This is a genomic window from Pseudomonas sp. S37, assembly GCF_016658545.1.
In the GTDB taxonomy this organism is placed as follows: Bacteria; Pseudomonadota; Gammaproteobacteria; order Pseudomonadales; family Pseudomonadaceae; genus Aquipseudomonas.
This window is the reverse complement of the sequence record NZ_JACVZC010000063.1, coordinates 18598-33940: the sequence shown is the minus strand read 5'-3', so window position 1 is coordinate 33940 and position 15343 is coordinate 18598. Positions and strand designations below refer to the sequence as shown.

Annotated in this window: 13 protein-coding genes; 5 read left to right on the top strand and 8 right to left on the bottom strand. The window is 62.4% G+C overall.

From position 1 onward, the window contains the following. Window positions 1-51: 51 nt before the first annotated feature. The 4 genes from IAE39_RS18475 to IAE39_RS18460 all read right to left on the bottom strand — a co-directional run bounded on the left by IAE39_RS18475 (window position 52) and on the right by IAE39_RS18460 (window position 5246). Entirely contained in the window at window positions 52-1023 is a 972-nt protein-coding gene (locus tag IAE39_RS18475; protein WP_201205185.1) for a PDR/VanB family oxidoreductase, read from the bottom strand. A 77-nt stretch (window positions 1024-1100) separates the two neighbouring features. Beyond that, window positions 1101-2222, bottom strand: a complete 1122-nt coding sequence (locus tag IAE39_RS18470) for an aromatic ring-hydroxylating oxygenase subunit alpha (RefSeq protein ID WP_201205183.1) — start codon at window positions 2220-2222, stop codon at window positions 1101-1103. Between the two features lie 139 nt (window positions 2223-2361). Further along, complete coding sequence (locus tag IAE39_RS18465) at window positions 2362-3960, bottom strand: BCCT family transporter (protein WP_201205181.1); 1599 nt, start codon at window positions 3958-3960, stop codon at window positions 2362-2364. 194 nt (window positions 3961-4154) lie between these two features. Further along, the gene (locus tag IAE39_RS18460; RefSeq protein WP_201205179.1) at window positions 4155-5246 is read right to left on the bottom strand and encodes a tartrate dehydrogenase; all 1092 of its coding nucleotides are present in this window, start codon (window positions 5244-5246) and stop codon (window positions 4155-4157) included. Between the two features lie 97 nt (window positions 5247-5343). Between IAE39_RS18460 and IAE39_RS18455 the strand changes: the two genes are divergently transcribed. Further along, window positions 5344-6255 carry a LysR substrate-binding domain-containing protein gene (locus IAE39_RS18455; protein ID WP_012271847.1) on the top strand — a complete coding sequence of 304 codons (912 nt, stop codon included), beginning with the start codon at window positions 5344-5346 and terminating at the stop codon, window positions 6253-6255. 158 nt (window positions 6256-6413) lie between these two features. On the opposite strand, the gene IAE39_RS18450 is transcribed toward IAE39_RS18455, so the two are convergent. After that, window positions 6414-6896, bottom strand: coding sequence for an Lrp/AsnC family transcriptional regulator (locus IAE39_RS18450; RefSeq protein ID WP_201205177.1), 483 nt, complete (start codon window positions 6894-6896; stop codon window positions 6414-6416). Window positions 6897-7019: 123 nt separating this feature from the next. Here IAE39_RS18450 and IAE39_RS18445 point away from each other — a divergent pair, with 123 nt between their 5' ends. The 4 genes from IAE39_RS18445 to IAE39_RS18430 all read left to right on the top strand — a co-directional run bounded on the left by IAE39_RS18445 (window position 7020) and on the right by IAE39_RS18430 (window position 11939). Next, window positions 7020-8051 (top strand): histone deacetylase family protein, encoded by a 1032-nt coding sequence (locus IAE39_RS18445; protein ID WP_201205175.1) that lies wholly within the window; start codon window positions 7020-7022, stop codon window positions 8049-8051. A gap of 75 nt (window positions 8052-8126) precedes the next feature. Continuing rightward, window positions 8127-9530 carry an amino acid permease gene (locus IAE39_RS18440; RefSeq protein WP_201205173.1) on the top strand — a complete coding sequence of 468 codons (1404 nt, stop codon included), beginning with the start codon at window positions 8127-8129 and terminating at the stop codon, window positions 9528-9530. Between the two features lie 262 nt (window positions 9531-9792). Next, entirely contained in the window at window positions 9793-11025 is a 1233-nt protein-coding gene (gene eutH, locus IAE39_RS18435; RefSeq protein ID WP_201205172.1) for an ethanolamine utilization protein EutH, read from the top strand. A gap of 116 nt (window positions 11026-11141) precedes the next feature. Further along, window positions 11142-11939 carry a response regulator transcription factor gene (locus tag IAE39_RS18430; RefSeq protein WP_201205170.1) on the top strand — a complete coding sequence of 266 codons (798 nt, stop codon included), beginning with the start codon at window positions 11142-11144 and terminating at the stop codon, window positions 11937-11939. A gap of 159 nt (window positions 11940-12098) precedes the next feature. Here IAE39_RS18430 and IAE39_RS18425 read toward each other — a convergent pair whose 3' ends face one another. The 3 genes from IAE39_RS18425 to catR all read right to left on the bottom strand — a co-directional run bounded on the left by IAE39_RS18425 (window position 12099) and on the right by catR (window position 15282). Continuing rightward, complete coding sequence (locus IAE39_RS18425; protein WP_201205168.1) at window positions 12099-13370, bottom strand: D-arabinono-1,4-lactone oxidase; 1272 nt, start codon at window positions 13368-13370, stop codon at window positions 12099-12101. Window positions 13371-13398: 28 nt separating this feature from the next. Then, a complete protein-coding gene (locus IAE39_RS18420; protein WP_201205166.1) occupies window positions 13399-14166 on the bottom strand; it encodes an SDR family NAD(P)-dependent oxidoreductase in 768 nt (255 codons plus the stop codon). Window positions 14167-14409: 243 nt separating this feature from the next. Continuing rightward, complete coding sequence (gene catR, locus IAE39_RS18415) at window positions 14410-15282, bottom strand: HTH-type transcriptional regulator CatR (RefSeq protein WP_201205164.1); 873 nt, start codon at window positions 15280-15282, stop codon at window positions 14410-14412. Window positions 15283-15343: the final 61 nt, after the last annotated feature.

Here is a 15343-nt window from a genome sequence, read left to right as displayed (position 1 = left end):
CGCTGCGCGGCCCATCGCGACACAAGGCCGCTCCTACAGGGACCGCGTCAGTCAGAGGTCGAGCACCAGGCGGGCAGTACGGGCACGCGAAACACACAGCATGATGCTCTGCTGCGCCGCCTTTTCTTCATCGCTCAGGTACTGGTCGTAGTGCTCGGCCTCACCTTCAAGGATGGCCGTTTCGCAGGTGCCGCACACGCCTTCGCGGCACAGGCACTCGACCTTGGCAGCCTTGGATTTCTCGATGGCCTGCAGGATGGTCATGCCTTCTTCGACCTGCAATTCCACCCCCGACTGCGCCAGCACCACGGTAAAGGCACTGCCGGTGACCGGGGTGGCGGCAAACTGTTCCCAGTGCACGCGGTGCTCGGCAATGCCGGCCTTGGCGGCGCAGGTGATGACCGCGTCGATCAGCGGCTTGGGGCCGCACACGTACAGGTGGGCTTGCTCATCCAGCCCCGCGCACAGGACGGCGAGGTCGAGCTTGCGGTCGAGGCTGTCGATGTAGAAACGGGTGTTTTCAGCGTGTGGGCCGCTGGCCAGTTGTTCCTGGAACGCCCCATGTTCCGGCGCGCGGAAGGCATAGTGCAGCTCATAATCGGCGCTGCCACCTTCCAGCTCATGCAGTTGCGCCAGGAACGGGGTAATGCCGATACCACCGGCAATCAGCACATGGCGGCCAGCCGCAGGGTCCAGGGCAAACAGGTTGTTGGGCGAAGAGATGGTCAGGCGGGTGCCGACTTCCACCTGGTGGTGCATGAACGCCGAGCCGCCCTTGGACTGCTCTTCCAGGCGCACGCCAATCTGGTAGCTGCGGGTGTCGCGCGGGTCGCTCATCAACGAGTAGGCGTTGCTGAACTGGCTGCCGTCGGCGCCTTGCATCTGCACGATGACGTGGCTGCCACCGGTAAAGGCCGGCATTGCCGCGCCATCTTCGCGGGCCAGGGTAAAGCGCTTGATCAGCGGCGTGGCTTGTTCCACGTCGGTGACGCGAACGCTGAACATTTCATAAGTGTTGGCCATGGTTCACCTCGACTGCCTGGGTGCGCGGCAGGCCTGCCGCCCACCTTTACGTGCCAATAAACGTGGAGCGGTTGCCATCAATCGTCGAGGTGGGCCACGGCGATCAGGTTGTGGAAGTGGGCAATGCCGTGTTCGCTCATGCCGCTGCGCTCGCGGTCGGCCATGATCCGGCCCTGGCCACGGTAGCCGCGCGACTTCAGGCCCTTCTGCACGCTTTCGACCAGGCGCAGGTCTTCTGGGCGGAACACTTCGCGATACCAGTCGATCAGCTTCTGCTGTTCTTCGGTAATGTCCTTGTTGAGGAAGTAGATGTCGTAGTGCTGCAGGGTGGTTTCGGCATCGACCGGGAACTCGTAGATCACGGTCATGAAGTTGGCCCCTGGTGGTACGTTGAACATGGTGCACGGCCAGGCCCAGAAACCGGCGAACGAAGGGTCCTTCACGCTTTCATCGAACTTGAACGACTGCTCCGAGGGCTTGGCCAGGCCGTATTGCAGGGTCCAGTTGCCGTGCATGCTATGGCTGTACTGGCCAACGTCGACCGAGTCGGAGAAGCCTGGGTGGGCAGGGGCGCAGTGGTAGCACTCGAGGTAGTTGTCGACGATCGACTTCCAGTTGGCCGGGGTGTCGCTGACAAAGCGCGCCGCCAGGTGCAGGTCATCGATGACCGCGCAGGCTTCACGCATGCGCGCTTGCATGCCTGGCAACTGGTCTTCGACGGAGCCGGCGTCCATGTCCATGTTGATGAAGATGAAACCGGCGTATTCCTCGACACGCAGCTGCACCAGGGTGGAGTTTTCCTTGTCGAAGTTGACCACGTTGTCGCAGTTGCGGGCGTGGGCCAGTTCGCCGTCGAGCTTGAAGGTCCAGGCGTGGTACGGGCAGGTGATGACGTTCTTGGCCTTGCCGCTGCCGCTGAGCAGCTGGTGGCCACGGTGCGGACAGACGTTGTAGAACGCGCGCAGCACGCTGTCACGGCCCCGCACGACGATGATGCTTTCGCCAATCACTTCGCGGGTGATGTAAGCGTTGTTGTCTGCCACTTCGCTGCGGTGGCCCACGCAGATCCAGCTGCGGGCGAAGATGGCTTCCTTCTCGTGCTCGAACACCGAAGCCTGGGTGTAGAAGTTGGCAGGGATGGTGAAGGCCTCTTCGGCGTTCGCGCAGAAATCGGCGGGCAGGCGTTTGAAGTCGTTCATGACAGGGGTCTCACAAGCTCGGTTTATAGTTGTTGGTTAACGCGTATCTGTTGGTTAACAGATCAGGCAAAAAAATTTGCAGCCATCCAGCGGGGCTGCCCGGCAGCCCCTTTCTACAACGTCGGTCAGTGCAGGTGGATCAGTGCACCGCAGCGGCACTGCGTGGTGCGTGCTCGGCGGGTTCTTCGCCCGCCAGGCGCGCGGCCTCTTCCTCGATGACATGGGCCGATACCTGGCCGTAGTCGGCGAACATCCACTTGAAGAAGCCGTAGATCTTGACCAGCAGAATCACCATGAACGGAATCGCAGTCAGTACCACGGCCGTCTTCATGGTCGACAGCGATGCTTTGGCGAACAGCATGGCCAGCGGCACCAGGGTCAGCACCACGCACCAGAACAGGCGGTGGGTGGGCGTCGGGTCGTCGCCTTCACGCAGGTTGCGGGTGCTGGTGGCAGCCACCGCGTAGGCGGCGGCATCCATGTGCGAAGCACAGAAGATAGCCATGATGAACAGGTACACGCCGAGGAACAGCTGGCCCCATGGCAACGCCAGCAGCAGGTGGGTCACCGCCGATTCACCGCCTTGTTCGGCGAGCATCTTCGGTACATCCACTGCGCCCGTGATGAACTGGTGCATGCTGTAGCTTTCCAGTGCGCCGAAGAAGAACCAGCAACCGAAGCTGCCGCCCAGCAGCAAGGCCAGGACCACTTCCTTGATCTGCCGGCCACGCGACACGCGGGTCACGAACATGGCCACGCCCGGTGCGTACGACACCCACCACAGCCAGTAGAACACCGTCCAGTTGCGGGTGAAGGCACCGTCCCCGGCCGGGTCGGTGAACAGGCTCATGTGCACGTAGTTCTGCATCATCAGGCCAATCGAGTTGGCGGTGTTGTTGATGGTGAACTGGGTAGGGCCGACCAGCAGGACCACGGCGGCAAATACCAGCGCGCCAATGCACACCATCTTGCTCAGGCGCTGCAGGCCGCCATCGATACCGATGTACGAGCTGAGCGAGAACATCACGGCCACACCACCGATCACCATCAGTTGCACGGTGAAGGTGTCCGGGGTGCCGGTCAGGTCATGCAGGCCACGGGTGAGGGTAGAAGCGGTCAGGGCCAGCGAAACAGTCAATGCACCCATCATGGTCAGCAGGAAGATCAGGTCGACGCTGCGGCCTACCGGGCCGGTGGCCTTGAAGCCGGTCACGGCTTCCACGATCGAGGCCAGGTTAAGGCCGCTCTTCTTGCGGACATGGAAGTGATACGCCATGGCCAGCGAAGCCAGGGCGTAGATCGACCAAGCGCTGATACCCCAGTGGAAGAACGAATAACCGACGCTGTACTCGAGCGCCTTGGGGGTGGCGGCGGCGATGTTCAGGCCTGGGGTCTGGTAGTAGTAGGCCCATTCCATCACGCCCCAGTACAGGGTCGACGAACCCATGCCGGCGCAGATGAACATGAACACCCAGGTGGCGGTGGCGTATTCAGGCTTGCCACTGCCCAGGCGGATATTGCCGTATTTGCTGAAGGCCAGGTACAGCACGGCCAGGGTGCTACCGAACACCAGAATCTGCACGCTGGTGCCGAAGGTGCGGGTGGACAGTTCGAACAGCTGGTTTGCAGCGCTTTCAGCCTGGGCGGGGAAGGCTGCAAGGCCGATCACGGTGAGCAGCACGGCAATCAGGCTCACGGTAATCAGGAACACATCAATCTTTTTATTCTTGTGCGACATCATCGTCTCCTGGGACGTTGGCGTACTTGTTGTACCCGGCAGGCTCCGGGGTGTTGCAGTACCACTCCTTCCTTGGTTGTTAACTATTGCTTAACAGATATCTAACGGTTAACAGATTTTGCATACAATCCACGCCGCTCGCAAGAGGCAAGGGGCCGATTGTCAGACAGTCCTGACAATCGGCCCCTTAAGCATCAGGCTTCGACCAGCGCGGTGATGGCTTGGCCCACTTGCTGGGTGGACTGCTGCCCACCCATGTCGCGGGTTACGTCACCGGCGGCGATGACCTGCTCGATGGCCTTGAGGATGTCGTCGTGGGCGGCGCGGTAGCGTGGGTCGGCGCCGTCATTGCCGAGGAAGTCGAGCATCAGTGCACCCGACCAGATCATCGCGATCGGGTTGGCGATGTTCTTGCCGTAGATGTCTGGCGCCGAGCCGTGTACCGGTTCGAACAGCGACGGGAATTTGCGCTCGGGGTTGAGGTTGGCCGACGGCGCGATGCCGATGGTGCCGGCGCAGGCCGGGCCGAGGTCGGAAAGGATGTCGCCGAACAGGTTGGAGGCCACCACCACGTCGAAGCGGTCCGGCTGCAGCACGAAGCGCGCGCAAAGGATATCGATGTGCTGCTTGTCCCAGCTGATGTCCGGATAATTGGCCGCCATGGCCGCGGTGCGCTCGTCCCAGTACGGCATGCTCACGGCCATGCCGTTGGACTTGGTGGCCGAGGTAACGTGCTTGCGTTCGCGGGTCTGGGCCACGTCGAAGGCGTACTTGAGGATGCGGTCGACGCCGCGGCGGGTGAACACCGACTCCTGCAGTACGAACTCGTTTTCGGTGCCTTCGAACATGCGCCCACCCAGCGACGAATATTCGCCTTCGGTATTTTCGCGGATGACCACGAAGTCGATGTCACCTGGCTCACGGCCGGCCAGCGGGCACGGCACACCAGGGAACAGGCGCACCGGGCGGATGTTCACGTACTGGTCGAAGTCGCGACGGAACTTGAGCAGCGAACCCCACAGCGAGATGTGGTCCGGTACCTTGTCTGGCCAGCCGACGGCACCGAAGTACAGGGCGTCGAAGCCTTTGAGCTGCTCGAACCAGTCGTCTGGCATCATCTTGCCGTGGGCCAGGTAGTAGTCGCAGCTGGCCCACTCGAAGAACTCGAAGCTGATGTCCAGGCCGTGCTTGCGTGCTGCAGCTTCGACTACGCGAATGCCTTCTGGCAGTACTTCGTTGCCGATGCCATCGCCGGGGATTGCCGCGATTCTGAACGTCTTGCTCATGGGGTGCACTCGTTGTCTAGGGAACAGGTGCTGGCCATGCTATAAGGGCTTGGCCTGGAGATAATCTGGCCAATCATGGATTCTTGGAACACGATACGTGAATAATCTGCCCAGCCTCGACGACCTCAATATCTTCCTGCAGGTGGCCAAGCGCGCCAGCTTCGCGGCCGTGGCCGACGAGTTGGGCATGTCGGCGGCCTACATCAGCAAGCGCATTCGCATGCTGGAGCAAACCCTGGAGGTGCGCCTGCTGCACCGCACCACCCGGCGGGTGACGGTGAGCGAGGAGGGCGAGCGGGTGTACCAGTGGGCGTTGCAGATTTTCGATGCGGTGCAGCGCATGGGCGATGACATCAGCGCCCAGCACCGCGAGCCGGCCGGGCAGTTGCGCATTGCCAGCAGCCTGGGCCTGGGGCGACGCTTTGTGGCGCCGGCGTTGTCGGAGCTGGCCGAGCGCTATCCGCGGCTGGACATTCGCCTGGACGTGCACGATCGCCTGGTGGACCTGATTGCCGAAGGCGTCGACCTGGATATCCGCGTGGGTAATGCCATTGCCCCCAACCTGATCGCCAAGCCGCTGGCGCGTAACCGGCGTGTGTTGTGCGCGGCGCCAGCGTATCTGGCCCGGCGCGGCACGCCCAAGGTGCTGGGCGAGCTGGCCAGCCACGACTGCCTGGTGATCAAGGAGCGCGACCACCCGTTTGGTGTGTGGCAGCTAATGGGGCCGGACGGTGAAGAGGGAGTGCGGGTGACTGGCGGCTTGTCTACGAACCATGGCGAAGTGGCGCACCAGTGGTGCCTGGACGGGCGCGGGATACTGCTGCGTTCGTGGTGGGATGTGCACGACAGCCTGCAGGACGGGCGGCTGGTGCAGGTGCTGGAGGACTATCACCAGCCGGCGGATATCTGGGCGGTGTACACCTCGCCGCTGGCCAGTTCGGCCAAGGTGCGGGTGGCGGTGGACTTCTTCCGGCAGTACTTTGCTGAGCGCTATAGCCTGCCGGAGTGAACCTCGGGATGCTGTTTCATGTAGGAGCGGCCTTGTGTCGCGATCGGGCTGCGAAGCAGCCCCAAAATTTCAGCTTTGTTGCATGGATCGCGGGGGCTGCTCTGCAGCCCGATCGCGACACAAGGCCGCTCCTACACAAAGCAGACCGCGCATAGTATTCAGGATACCGGTATCCGCGAAACCGCCTTCACCTCGCGCAACGCCAGGCTCGACTGGATCGAGGCAATCCCGGGCTGCCTGCGCAACACCTCTTCGACAAACCGACCATAACTCTCCAGGTCAGTCGCCAACACCGTCAGCACATAGTCAGCCTCGCCGGTCACCTTGTGGCACGACAGCACCTGCGGCAGCTTGAGGATCACCTGTTCGAACTCGTCCGGCGCTTCGGCCGAGTGGTTGCCGAAGCGCACCTGGGCAAACGCCATCACGTCGTAGCCCAGTTTTCGACGGTCAAGGTTGGCCTGGTAATCCTTGATGATGCCCAGCTCTTCCAGCCGTTTGCGCCGCCGCCAGCAGGGCGTCACGGTCATCGACAAACGTTCGCCAAGCGCCGCGCTCGACAGGGTGCCGTCGTTTTGCAGCAGGCGCAGCAGCTCGCGGTCGGTTTCGTCCAGTTCTTCAATAGCAAAGGCTTTGCTCATGAGTGGGCAGTCCTGTGAATATTTTGCTCAAGCATCCGGTTCTGCTGAGCATAAAGCAAAGCAATTTCACCGTCATGTCGCGAAAATTGGTTATCCGGTAACCCCTTGAAAAAGGACATTCGCGTGCTGACAGTCTTTAGCAACAACCACCGCTTGCATCATGGCTCGGAACTCAAGGACGGCGCGATAACGCCCTCGTTCGAAAACCCCCGGCGCGCTGAAACCGTGCTGGCCCGGGTACAAAGTACCGGCCTGGGTGATGTGATTTCGGAACAGGCCTTCGACCGCGCCTGCTACGTGGCGGCGCACAGCGAGCGCTATGTGAGCTTCCTGGAAAATGCCTGGTCGGAATGGGCTGCCACCGGCAAGACCCACGATGCGTTGCCCCTGGTGTGGCCGGTGCGCGACCTGGCCATCGACCGTGAGCCCGGTTTCATCGATGGCAAGCTGGGCTTCTATGCCATGGACGCCGGTGCGCCGATCACCGCTGGCACCTGGGAAGCCGTGCGCAGCAGCGCCAACGTCGCGCTCACCGGCATGCAGCGGATCATCGATGGCGCCGACAGTGCCTTTGCCCTGTGCCGCCCACCAGGGCACCACGCTGCACGCGAGTACATGGGCGGCTATTGCTACCTGAACAACGCCGCCATCGCCGCCGAGCGCTGCCTGAACCAGGGCGCCAGACGCGTGGCCGTGCTGGACGTGGACTTCCACCACGGCAACGGCACGCAGAACATCTTCTACGACCGCCCCGATGTGTTCTTCGCTTCGCTGCATGGTGACCCGCATGTGTCCTACCCATACTTTTCCGGTTATGCCCATGAACAGGGCGTAGCGGCGGGCGAGGGCTTCACTGCCAACTATCCGCTGGGCAAGGGCACAGTCTGGGCGCAGTACCAGCTGGCGCTGCAAGACGCACTCAAGCGCATCGTCGCGCAGCGGCCCGAATTCCTGGTGGTGTCGCTGGGTGTCGATACCTTCGAGGACGACCCCATCAGCCACTTCAAGCTCACCAGTGAAGACTTCCTGCGCATGGGCGCCGAAATTGCCCGTGCCGGCATCCCGACCCTGTTCGTGATGGAAGGCGGTTACATGGTCGACGAAATCGGCATCAACGCGGTGAACACCCTGCAAGGCTTCGAAAACGCGCGCTGACCGGCGCGCCAGGCCGTGGCCCGTTGGGCCACGGCGCAGTACGACTAGCAGACCAACAATAACAAGAGGTCGCCCATGCAAGACATGTCCGCAAGCCTTGAGCAAGGCAAACCCGCAGTGCCCGCCCGTGACGGGCACCTGCAACGCACGCTGGAAAACCGCCATATCCAGCTGATTTCCATCGGTGGCGCCATCGGCACCGGCCTGTTCATGGGCTCGGGCAAGGTGATCGCGCTGTCCGGCACCTCGATCCTGCTGGTCTACGCCATCCTCGGCTTCTTCGTGTTCTTCGTCATGCGCGCCATGGGCGAGCTGCTGCTGTCCGATCTGCGCTTCAAGTCGTTTGCCGACATCGTCGCCCATTACCTGGGCCCGCGTGCCGGCTTTGTATTGAGCTGGTCGTACTGGCTGAGCTGGAGCGTGGCGGTGGTCGGCGATGTGGTCGTGGTGGCCGGGTTCTTTCAGTACTGGTACCCCGATGTACCGGCCTGGATGCCGGCGTTCTTGACCCTGTTCGTGCTGCTGGGGCTGAACATGCTGGCGGTGCGGATTTTTGGCGAGGTTGAGTTCTGGTTCGGCATCATCAAGATCGTCGCCATCGTCCTGTTGATCATCACGGCGGCAGTGATGATCGCCACGTCCTACACCTCGCCCAACGGCGTGGTGGCCTCGTTGTCCAACGTGGTCGCACCCGGCGCGGTATTGCCGCATGGCATCAGCGGCTTTTTTGCCGGGTTCCAGATTGCCGTGTTCTCGTTTGCCGGTACCGAGCTGATCGGTACCACGGCGGCCGAGGCGAAGAACCCGCACCGTTCGCTGCCCAAGGCGATCAACACCATCCCGCTGCGCATCCTGCTGTTCTACATTCTGGCGCTGGTGTGCATCATCAGCGTGGTGTCGTGGGCCGAGGTGCCGGCCAACCGCAGCCCCTTCGTCGAGCTGTTCCTGCTGGCGGGTTTTCCGGCGGCGGCGGGCATGATCAACTTCGTGGTGCTGACTTCGGCGGCGTCGTCGGCCAACAGTGGGGTGTATTCCGGCTGCCGGATGTTGTTCGGCCTGGCCGAACGGCGCAACGCTCCGGGCATTTTTGCCAGGCTGTCGAGCCTGAGCGTGCCGCTGTACAGCCTGCTGTTTTCCGGGGTGTGCATGCTGATCGGGTTGAGCCTGTTGTTCATCATTCCCGAGGTGATGACGGTGTTCACGTTGATCTCGACGGTGTCGGCGATTCTGGTGATCTTCACCTGGTCGATGATCCTGGCCGCGTACCTTGCCTACCGCAAGCGCAACCCGGCCGCGCACCAGGCCTCGCAGTTCAAGTTGCCGGGCGGGGTGGTGACGGCGGTAGTGACCCTGGGCTTTCTTGGTTTCGTGCTGGTGCTGCTGGCGCTGCAACCGGATACCCGGCTGGCGCTGTGCGTGATGCCGTTGTGGTTTGTGTTCCTGTTGCTGGCCTACCGCCGGCGCGTAGTACACCCCTGAGCAGACTACATCTCCCTGTGGGAGCGGGTTTACCCGCGAAGAACCCAACGCGATATATGGCACCGGCTTTGCCGGTGTTCGCGGCTAAAGCCGCTCCTACACAGATACAGCGCTGCATATACCTCCCGGTATATGGACAGCCCCGCACCCGCCGCATAGCTTAACCCCTCGACGGGGCACGCCATGCTCAAGCCATAACAACAACGATGCCCCGCGACCTTTCAGTCCTGCCAACCCCACAACTCTAAAAATGAGGCGGCAAATGGAAAGCATCGGTACCTATGTCATCTACGTGATCATGGTGTGCGCGGTACTGGGTGCCGTGGCATCCATCTACAACCCCGAAGGCGAGCTGGGCCAGGAGTTCATCGCCGGCCTGCACAGCATCGGCCCCATCTTCATCCCGGTCGCCGGCATCATGGCGGCAATCCCGTACATTTCCGCCGGCATCAGCCATGTGATCGCGCCGCTGTTTCAGGCCATCGGTGCCGACCCGGGCATCGCCGGCCCCATCTTCATCGCCTCGGACATGGGCGGCTATCAGCTGGCCAAGGCCCTGGCGCAAAGCCCGGAAGGCTGGATCCTCGGCCTGATCACCGGCTTCCAGTGCGGTGCCACGATCATCTTCGTCATCCCGGTCGGGCTGGCCATGTTGCGCAAGGTCGACCACAAGTACATGGCCCTGGGCATCATGGCCGGGCTGCTGACCATTCCGCTGAGCATCATGATCATCGCCATGACCATGCAGGGGCTGGGCCTGGACGTACGCCCCGACATCGCCACCACTGGCGCCGCCACCCAGGCGCTGCACTTCACCTGGGCGATGCTGCTGCGCAACCTGATGCCGTTGATCCTGTTCTGCATCGCCCTGGCGGCGGCGCTGCGCTACTTCCCGACGCTGATGGTGTACCTGTTCCTCAAGCTGGGCCAGTTCATGTACATCGCCGTGGTGCTGGTGCTGGTGGCGTCGATCGTGCAGTACTTCACCGGCCTGTTCAGCCACCTGTTCGGCAGCTGGGGCTTTGCGCCGATCATCGCCGATGCCGATGACCAGTTCCGCGCCCTGGAAATTGCCGGCTACATCGGCCTGATGCTGTGTGGGGCATTCCCCATGGTGCACCTGCTCAAGCGCTTTCTGGCGCGGCCGATCGAACGGGTGGCGTCGCGTTTCGGCATGTCCGGTGTCGGTGCGGCGGGGGTGCTGGCGGCCTCGGCCAACATCCTCGCCATGTTCCGCCTGGTCAGCGAAATGCCGCCCAAGGACAAGGTGCTGGTAATCGCCTTTTCGGTGTGCGCGGCTTTCACCTTCGGTGACCACATGGCCTTTTCGGCCAACTTCCAGCCCTCGCTGATCCTGCCGCTGATGATCGGCAAGCTCAGTGGTGGCCTGATCGCCATGCTGCTGGCCAGTTGGCTGGCGGTGCCCAAGGCGCAGGAAATGGGCCGCCAGGACGACGCCGCAGGGGCCTTCAAAGTGGCGGCCGAGCCGTCCTGAGCAAAAAACGTCACTCACATGATCCGGAGCGCCCAGGGCGCCCCGGATTTTGTGCTTTTTGCCGATCAAGGCGGTAAGGTCGTGCAGGCCTTCGGTGCATGAGAGCGTGGTGAACAATGACCAAAGATGAAGCGAACCGGCTGGCGGCGTTGATCGAGGCGATCGGCAGTGATCAGCTGGGGCCGGCGCTGGACGCGTTGCTGCGCAGCAAGCTGGCGTTCGACATGAGTTGTGCGTACCTGTTCCAGTTCAACCAGCCGGCATTGCTGGTACATAACGGCTACAACCTTTCGGTCACCGAGCGTACCCTGAATGCATACGTGCGCGGCGGCTACCTGCTCGACCCGTTCTACGTCGCCTGTGTCAACGAGCACCCGGCAGGGCTCTGGCGCATGAGCGAACTGGCGCCGGACTGTTTCTTCTCTTCAGGGTTTGCCATCTCCAAGGACATCCACCCTTGCGTGTCGTCCGACTACGGCACGGCGGTTGAAGAGGTGGGTTTCATCATCCCCTTGCGGCCGCAACTGGCAATGGTCTACTCGCTGATGCGCAACCACAGCAACGGTGATTTTACTGCCGCAGAAATGGACCTGCTGGCGGGCATGGCACCGCTGCTGGCCACGGTGTTCGGCCAGCATTGCCGCTTGCGTTATGCCGATTGCCTGCGGGCTTCACCAGAAGGGATGGTGCTGGAGGACGCCTTTGTCGACATTCTGCAAGGGCAGTTGACCGAGACCCAGCGTTTGATTGCCAAGCTGCTGTTGCAGGGGCACAGCAATGCATCGATTGCGCGGCAGCTGAATATTTCGGACGGGACGGTGAAGGTGCACAAGCACAACATTTACCAGCGGTTGGAGATTTCCACCAATGCCGAGCTGTTTCGCCTGTTTATCGATTACCTGGCCAAGGTATAGCGTGAAGGTGATGCCAAACCCCTGTGGGAGCGGCCTTGCGTCGCGATTGGGCCGCAAAGCGGCCCCTCGATTGTTGCGTTGATGCTGATATTCTGGGGCCGCTTTGCGGCCCGATCGCGACGCAAGGCCGCTCCTACAACGACCACGCGCCTGGGCTGGCTACTTGAACAACGGGCTCAGGTGCTCACTCAGGTAGATCCCCTGCGGGTCCAGCTGCCGGCGCAGCGAGCGGAAGTCCTCGGCCCGCGGGTAAATGGCACTCACATCCTCTCCAGTCAGGAAGTGCAGTTTTCCCCAGTGCGGCCTGGCGCCATACGAACGCAGGATCTGGTCCACCGCGCGCAGGTAGTCCCAATAGTCGGTCCCCGGCTGGCCAGACACCGAAATGGTCACGCTGTCCTGTTCGAAGAACGGGCTCATCCACGCCCCGTCACCGGCGGTGAACCGGTATTCGATGGGGTAGATGGCCTCGGGGAAGTCCTCCAGCATCAGCTTGCGTACCGCCCTCAGCGCTTCCTTGCTATGGCGCACCGGCACGGCATATTCCAGTTCATGGAAGTTGGGCAGGTATTCGATCGGGTACACATCCGAGCTGTACGCCACTTTCTCGAATTCGCTTTCCCAGGCCGGGCGGTCGGTGATGTCCATGACCTTCACTTCGCACACGTCGGTGTTACGCCCGCTGGTGGAGGTGGCGGCGGTATCGGGCAGGCAGTAGCAGTGCCGGCTCTGCTCGGTGGGGCACCAGAAGAAGCTGAAGTGGCGGTGCTTGTGCGCCAGTTCGTCATGCCTTTCCATCACGCTCTCGAAGTCTTCGCGCCAGATGCGTTCGTGCAGGTTGAAGCTGTCGGTCACTTGCAAGGTCAGCTCGGAGACGATGCCCAGCACACCCAGCGACACCCGGCCGGCCTGCAGCAGGTCGGGGGTGTTCTCATCGACCACGAGAATTTCGCCATTGGGCTGCACCAGCTTCATGCCGACGATGGACGAGGCCAGGTTGCCCAGGGCCAGGCCGGTGCCGTGGGTACCGGTGGTCAGTGCCCCGGCAATCGACTGGCTGTCGATATCGCCCTGGTTGACCATCGACAGGCCTGCCGCACGCAATGCCTTGCCGAAGGCATTGATGGTGGTGCCGGCTGCGGCGGTGACGCGTTTTTTCTCGTGGTCGATATGGCGAACGCCGCTCATGTTGGCCAGGGTCAGGTGCAGGCCATTGGTCAGCGCCACCGGGGTGAAGGAATGCCCGGAACCTGCCACGCGCACGTTCATGCCGTTGCTGCTGGCCTGGTTGACCATCGAGCACAGTTCGTCCTCGCTGGCCGGCGCCCCGCGTGCCGCGCGAATGCAGGACTGGTTGCCGGCCCAGTTGCGCCAGTGCGCATGCTCCAGGCCGAATTCGTTGATGTGCATGTTGTTCGAAGAAGTGCTCACGTCATTCTCCTGCTTGTTGTTCTTGTGTTCAGAGGGCGGTGTAGCCGTTGTCGGCAAACAGGTGTGCGCCATTGACGAAGCTGGCATCGTCACTGGCCAGGAACAAGGCTGCGCTGGCCACTTCCGAGGGTTGGCACAGGCGCCCTTGGGCGGCGGCGATGGCTTGTTCGCTCACGTCGACGCCATGCTTGCGCAGCATGTCGATTTCCCGCAGGCCGTGGGCGGTAGCGATGAACCCCGGGCAGATGGCATTGGCGCGGATGCCGCGATCGCGGAACTCCACGGCAATGGCCCGGGCAAACATATGGGTGGCGCCCTTGCTGGTGCAATACAGCACTTCCATGGGGGTGCCGACCACGGCAGAGATGGAGGAGGTGCAAACGATACTGCCGCCACCGGCAGTGAGCATGCCCGGCAGCACGGCGCGGGTGACCAGGAACATGCTCTTCACGTTCACGGCCATTATCCGGTCCCATTCTTCTTCGCTGGTATCGAGGAAGGGCAGGGCCGAGAGGATGCCGGCGTGGTTCATCAGTACGGTGATGTGCCCGAAGGCCGCTTCCACGGCGGCGACTGCCGCCTTTACCTGTTGTGCATCCGACACATCGGCTGCGGCAAAAATGGCCTGGTGGCCTGCATCGCGCAGTTGCCTGGCCACCTCGGCGCCGTTGCTGCCGGGCAGGTCGACAATGCCGACCCGCGCGCCCTCTGCCGCAAACAACTGCGATGCGGCCAGCCCGCAGCCACCTGCGCCGCCAGTAATCAGCGCTACTTTGCCATTGAGACGTCCCGCCATGTTTGACTCCCGAAGATCATTATTGAATTGTTTGCAGCCCGGGCGTTTCGCGATTCGCGTGGCCGAGCATGAAACAGATCTGCGGGAACCTCCATATACCGATGGGTATACGGGGATGGGCATCCCGGTCTTTGTAGGAGCGGCTTTAGCCGCGAAGAATCCAACGCGGTGCATGGCACCGGCTTCGCCGGTGTTCGCGGCTGAAGCCGCTCCCACAGGGACCGCGCCACAGGTATGAATCAGTCATACGGTCTGCTGCTCGATCAACGCCAGGCAACGCTGCACGATCGGGCTCACATCCCCCTTGCGCCGGCTGAGGATGATCGGGCTGACGGCGCCGCTGTCCAGCAGGCCGGCATACTCGATATCGGTACGGTGCTGCTGCTGCACCGACGCCGGTACCAGGGTGATGCCAACACCGACTGCCACCAGGCCGATTGCGGTCTGCAGTTCATTGGCCCACTGGCTGACGCGGATGCTCATGCCGTGGTGGGCGAACAGCGCCAGTACATGGTCGGCATAGCTGGGCCGGGGGTTGGCCGGGTAGAGGATGAACGCTTCGCCGGCCAACTGCGCCAGGCTCAGCGGGCTGCCCGCCAGCGGGTGGCCCTTGGGCAGCACGGCCACCAGCGGGTCTTCGCACAGCACCTGCTGGTGAATGGCCGGGTCATCGATACGAATGCGCCCGAAGGCAATGTCGATGCGCCCGCTCTTCAGCGCCTCCACTTGCTGCAACGTGGTCATCTCGCTCAGGCCCAGTTCCAGCTCACTGTCCTGGCGCAGCTCGCGGATCAGGTCCGGCAGCACGGTATAGAGCGTAGAAGGCGCAAAGCCGATGCCCAGCCACTGGCGCTGGCCCTGGCCAATGCGCCGGGTGTTGTCGCTGATGTTCTGCAACTGCTGCAGCACGGTGCAGGTCTGTTCGTAGAAAAAACGACCGGCCTCGGTCAGCCTCAGCGGGCGTTCGCGCACCACCAGCAGGGTGCCAAGCTGCTCTTCCAGTTGGCTGATCTGTCGGCTTAGCGGTGGCTGGGCGATGTGCAGCAGTTCGGCGGCACGGGTGAAGTTCAGGGTCTCGGCCAGAGCCTTGAAGTAACGCAGGTGGCGCAGCTCCATCAGACCTCCAGGGTATGGTGGGAGATTCATATGATATTGGACGCTCATCAGGGTCTCGCGC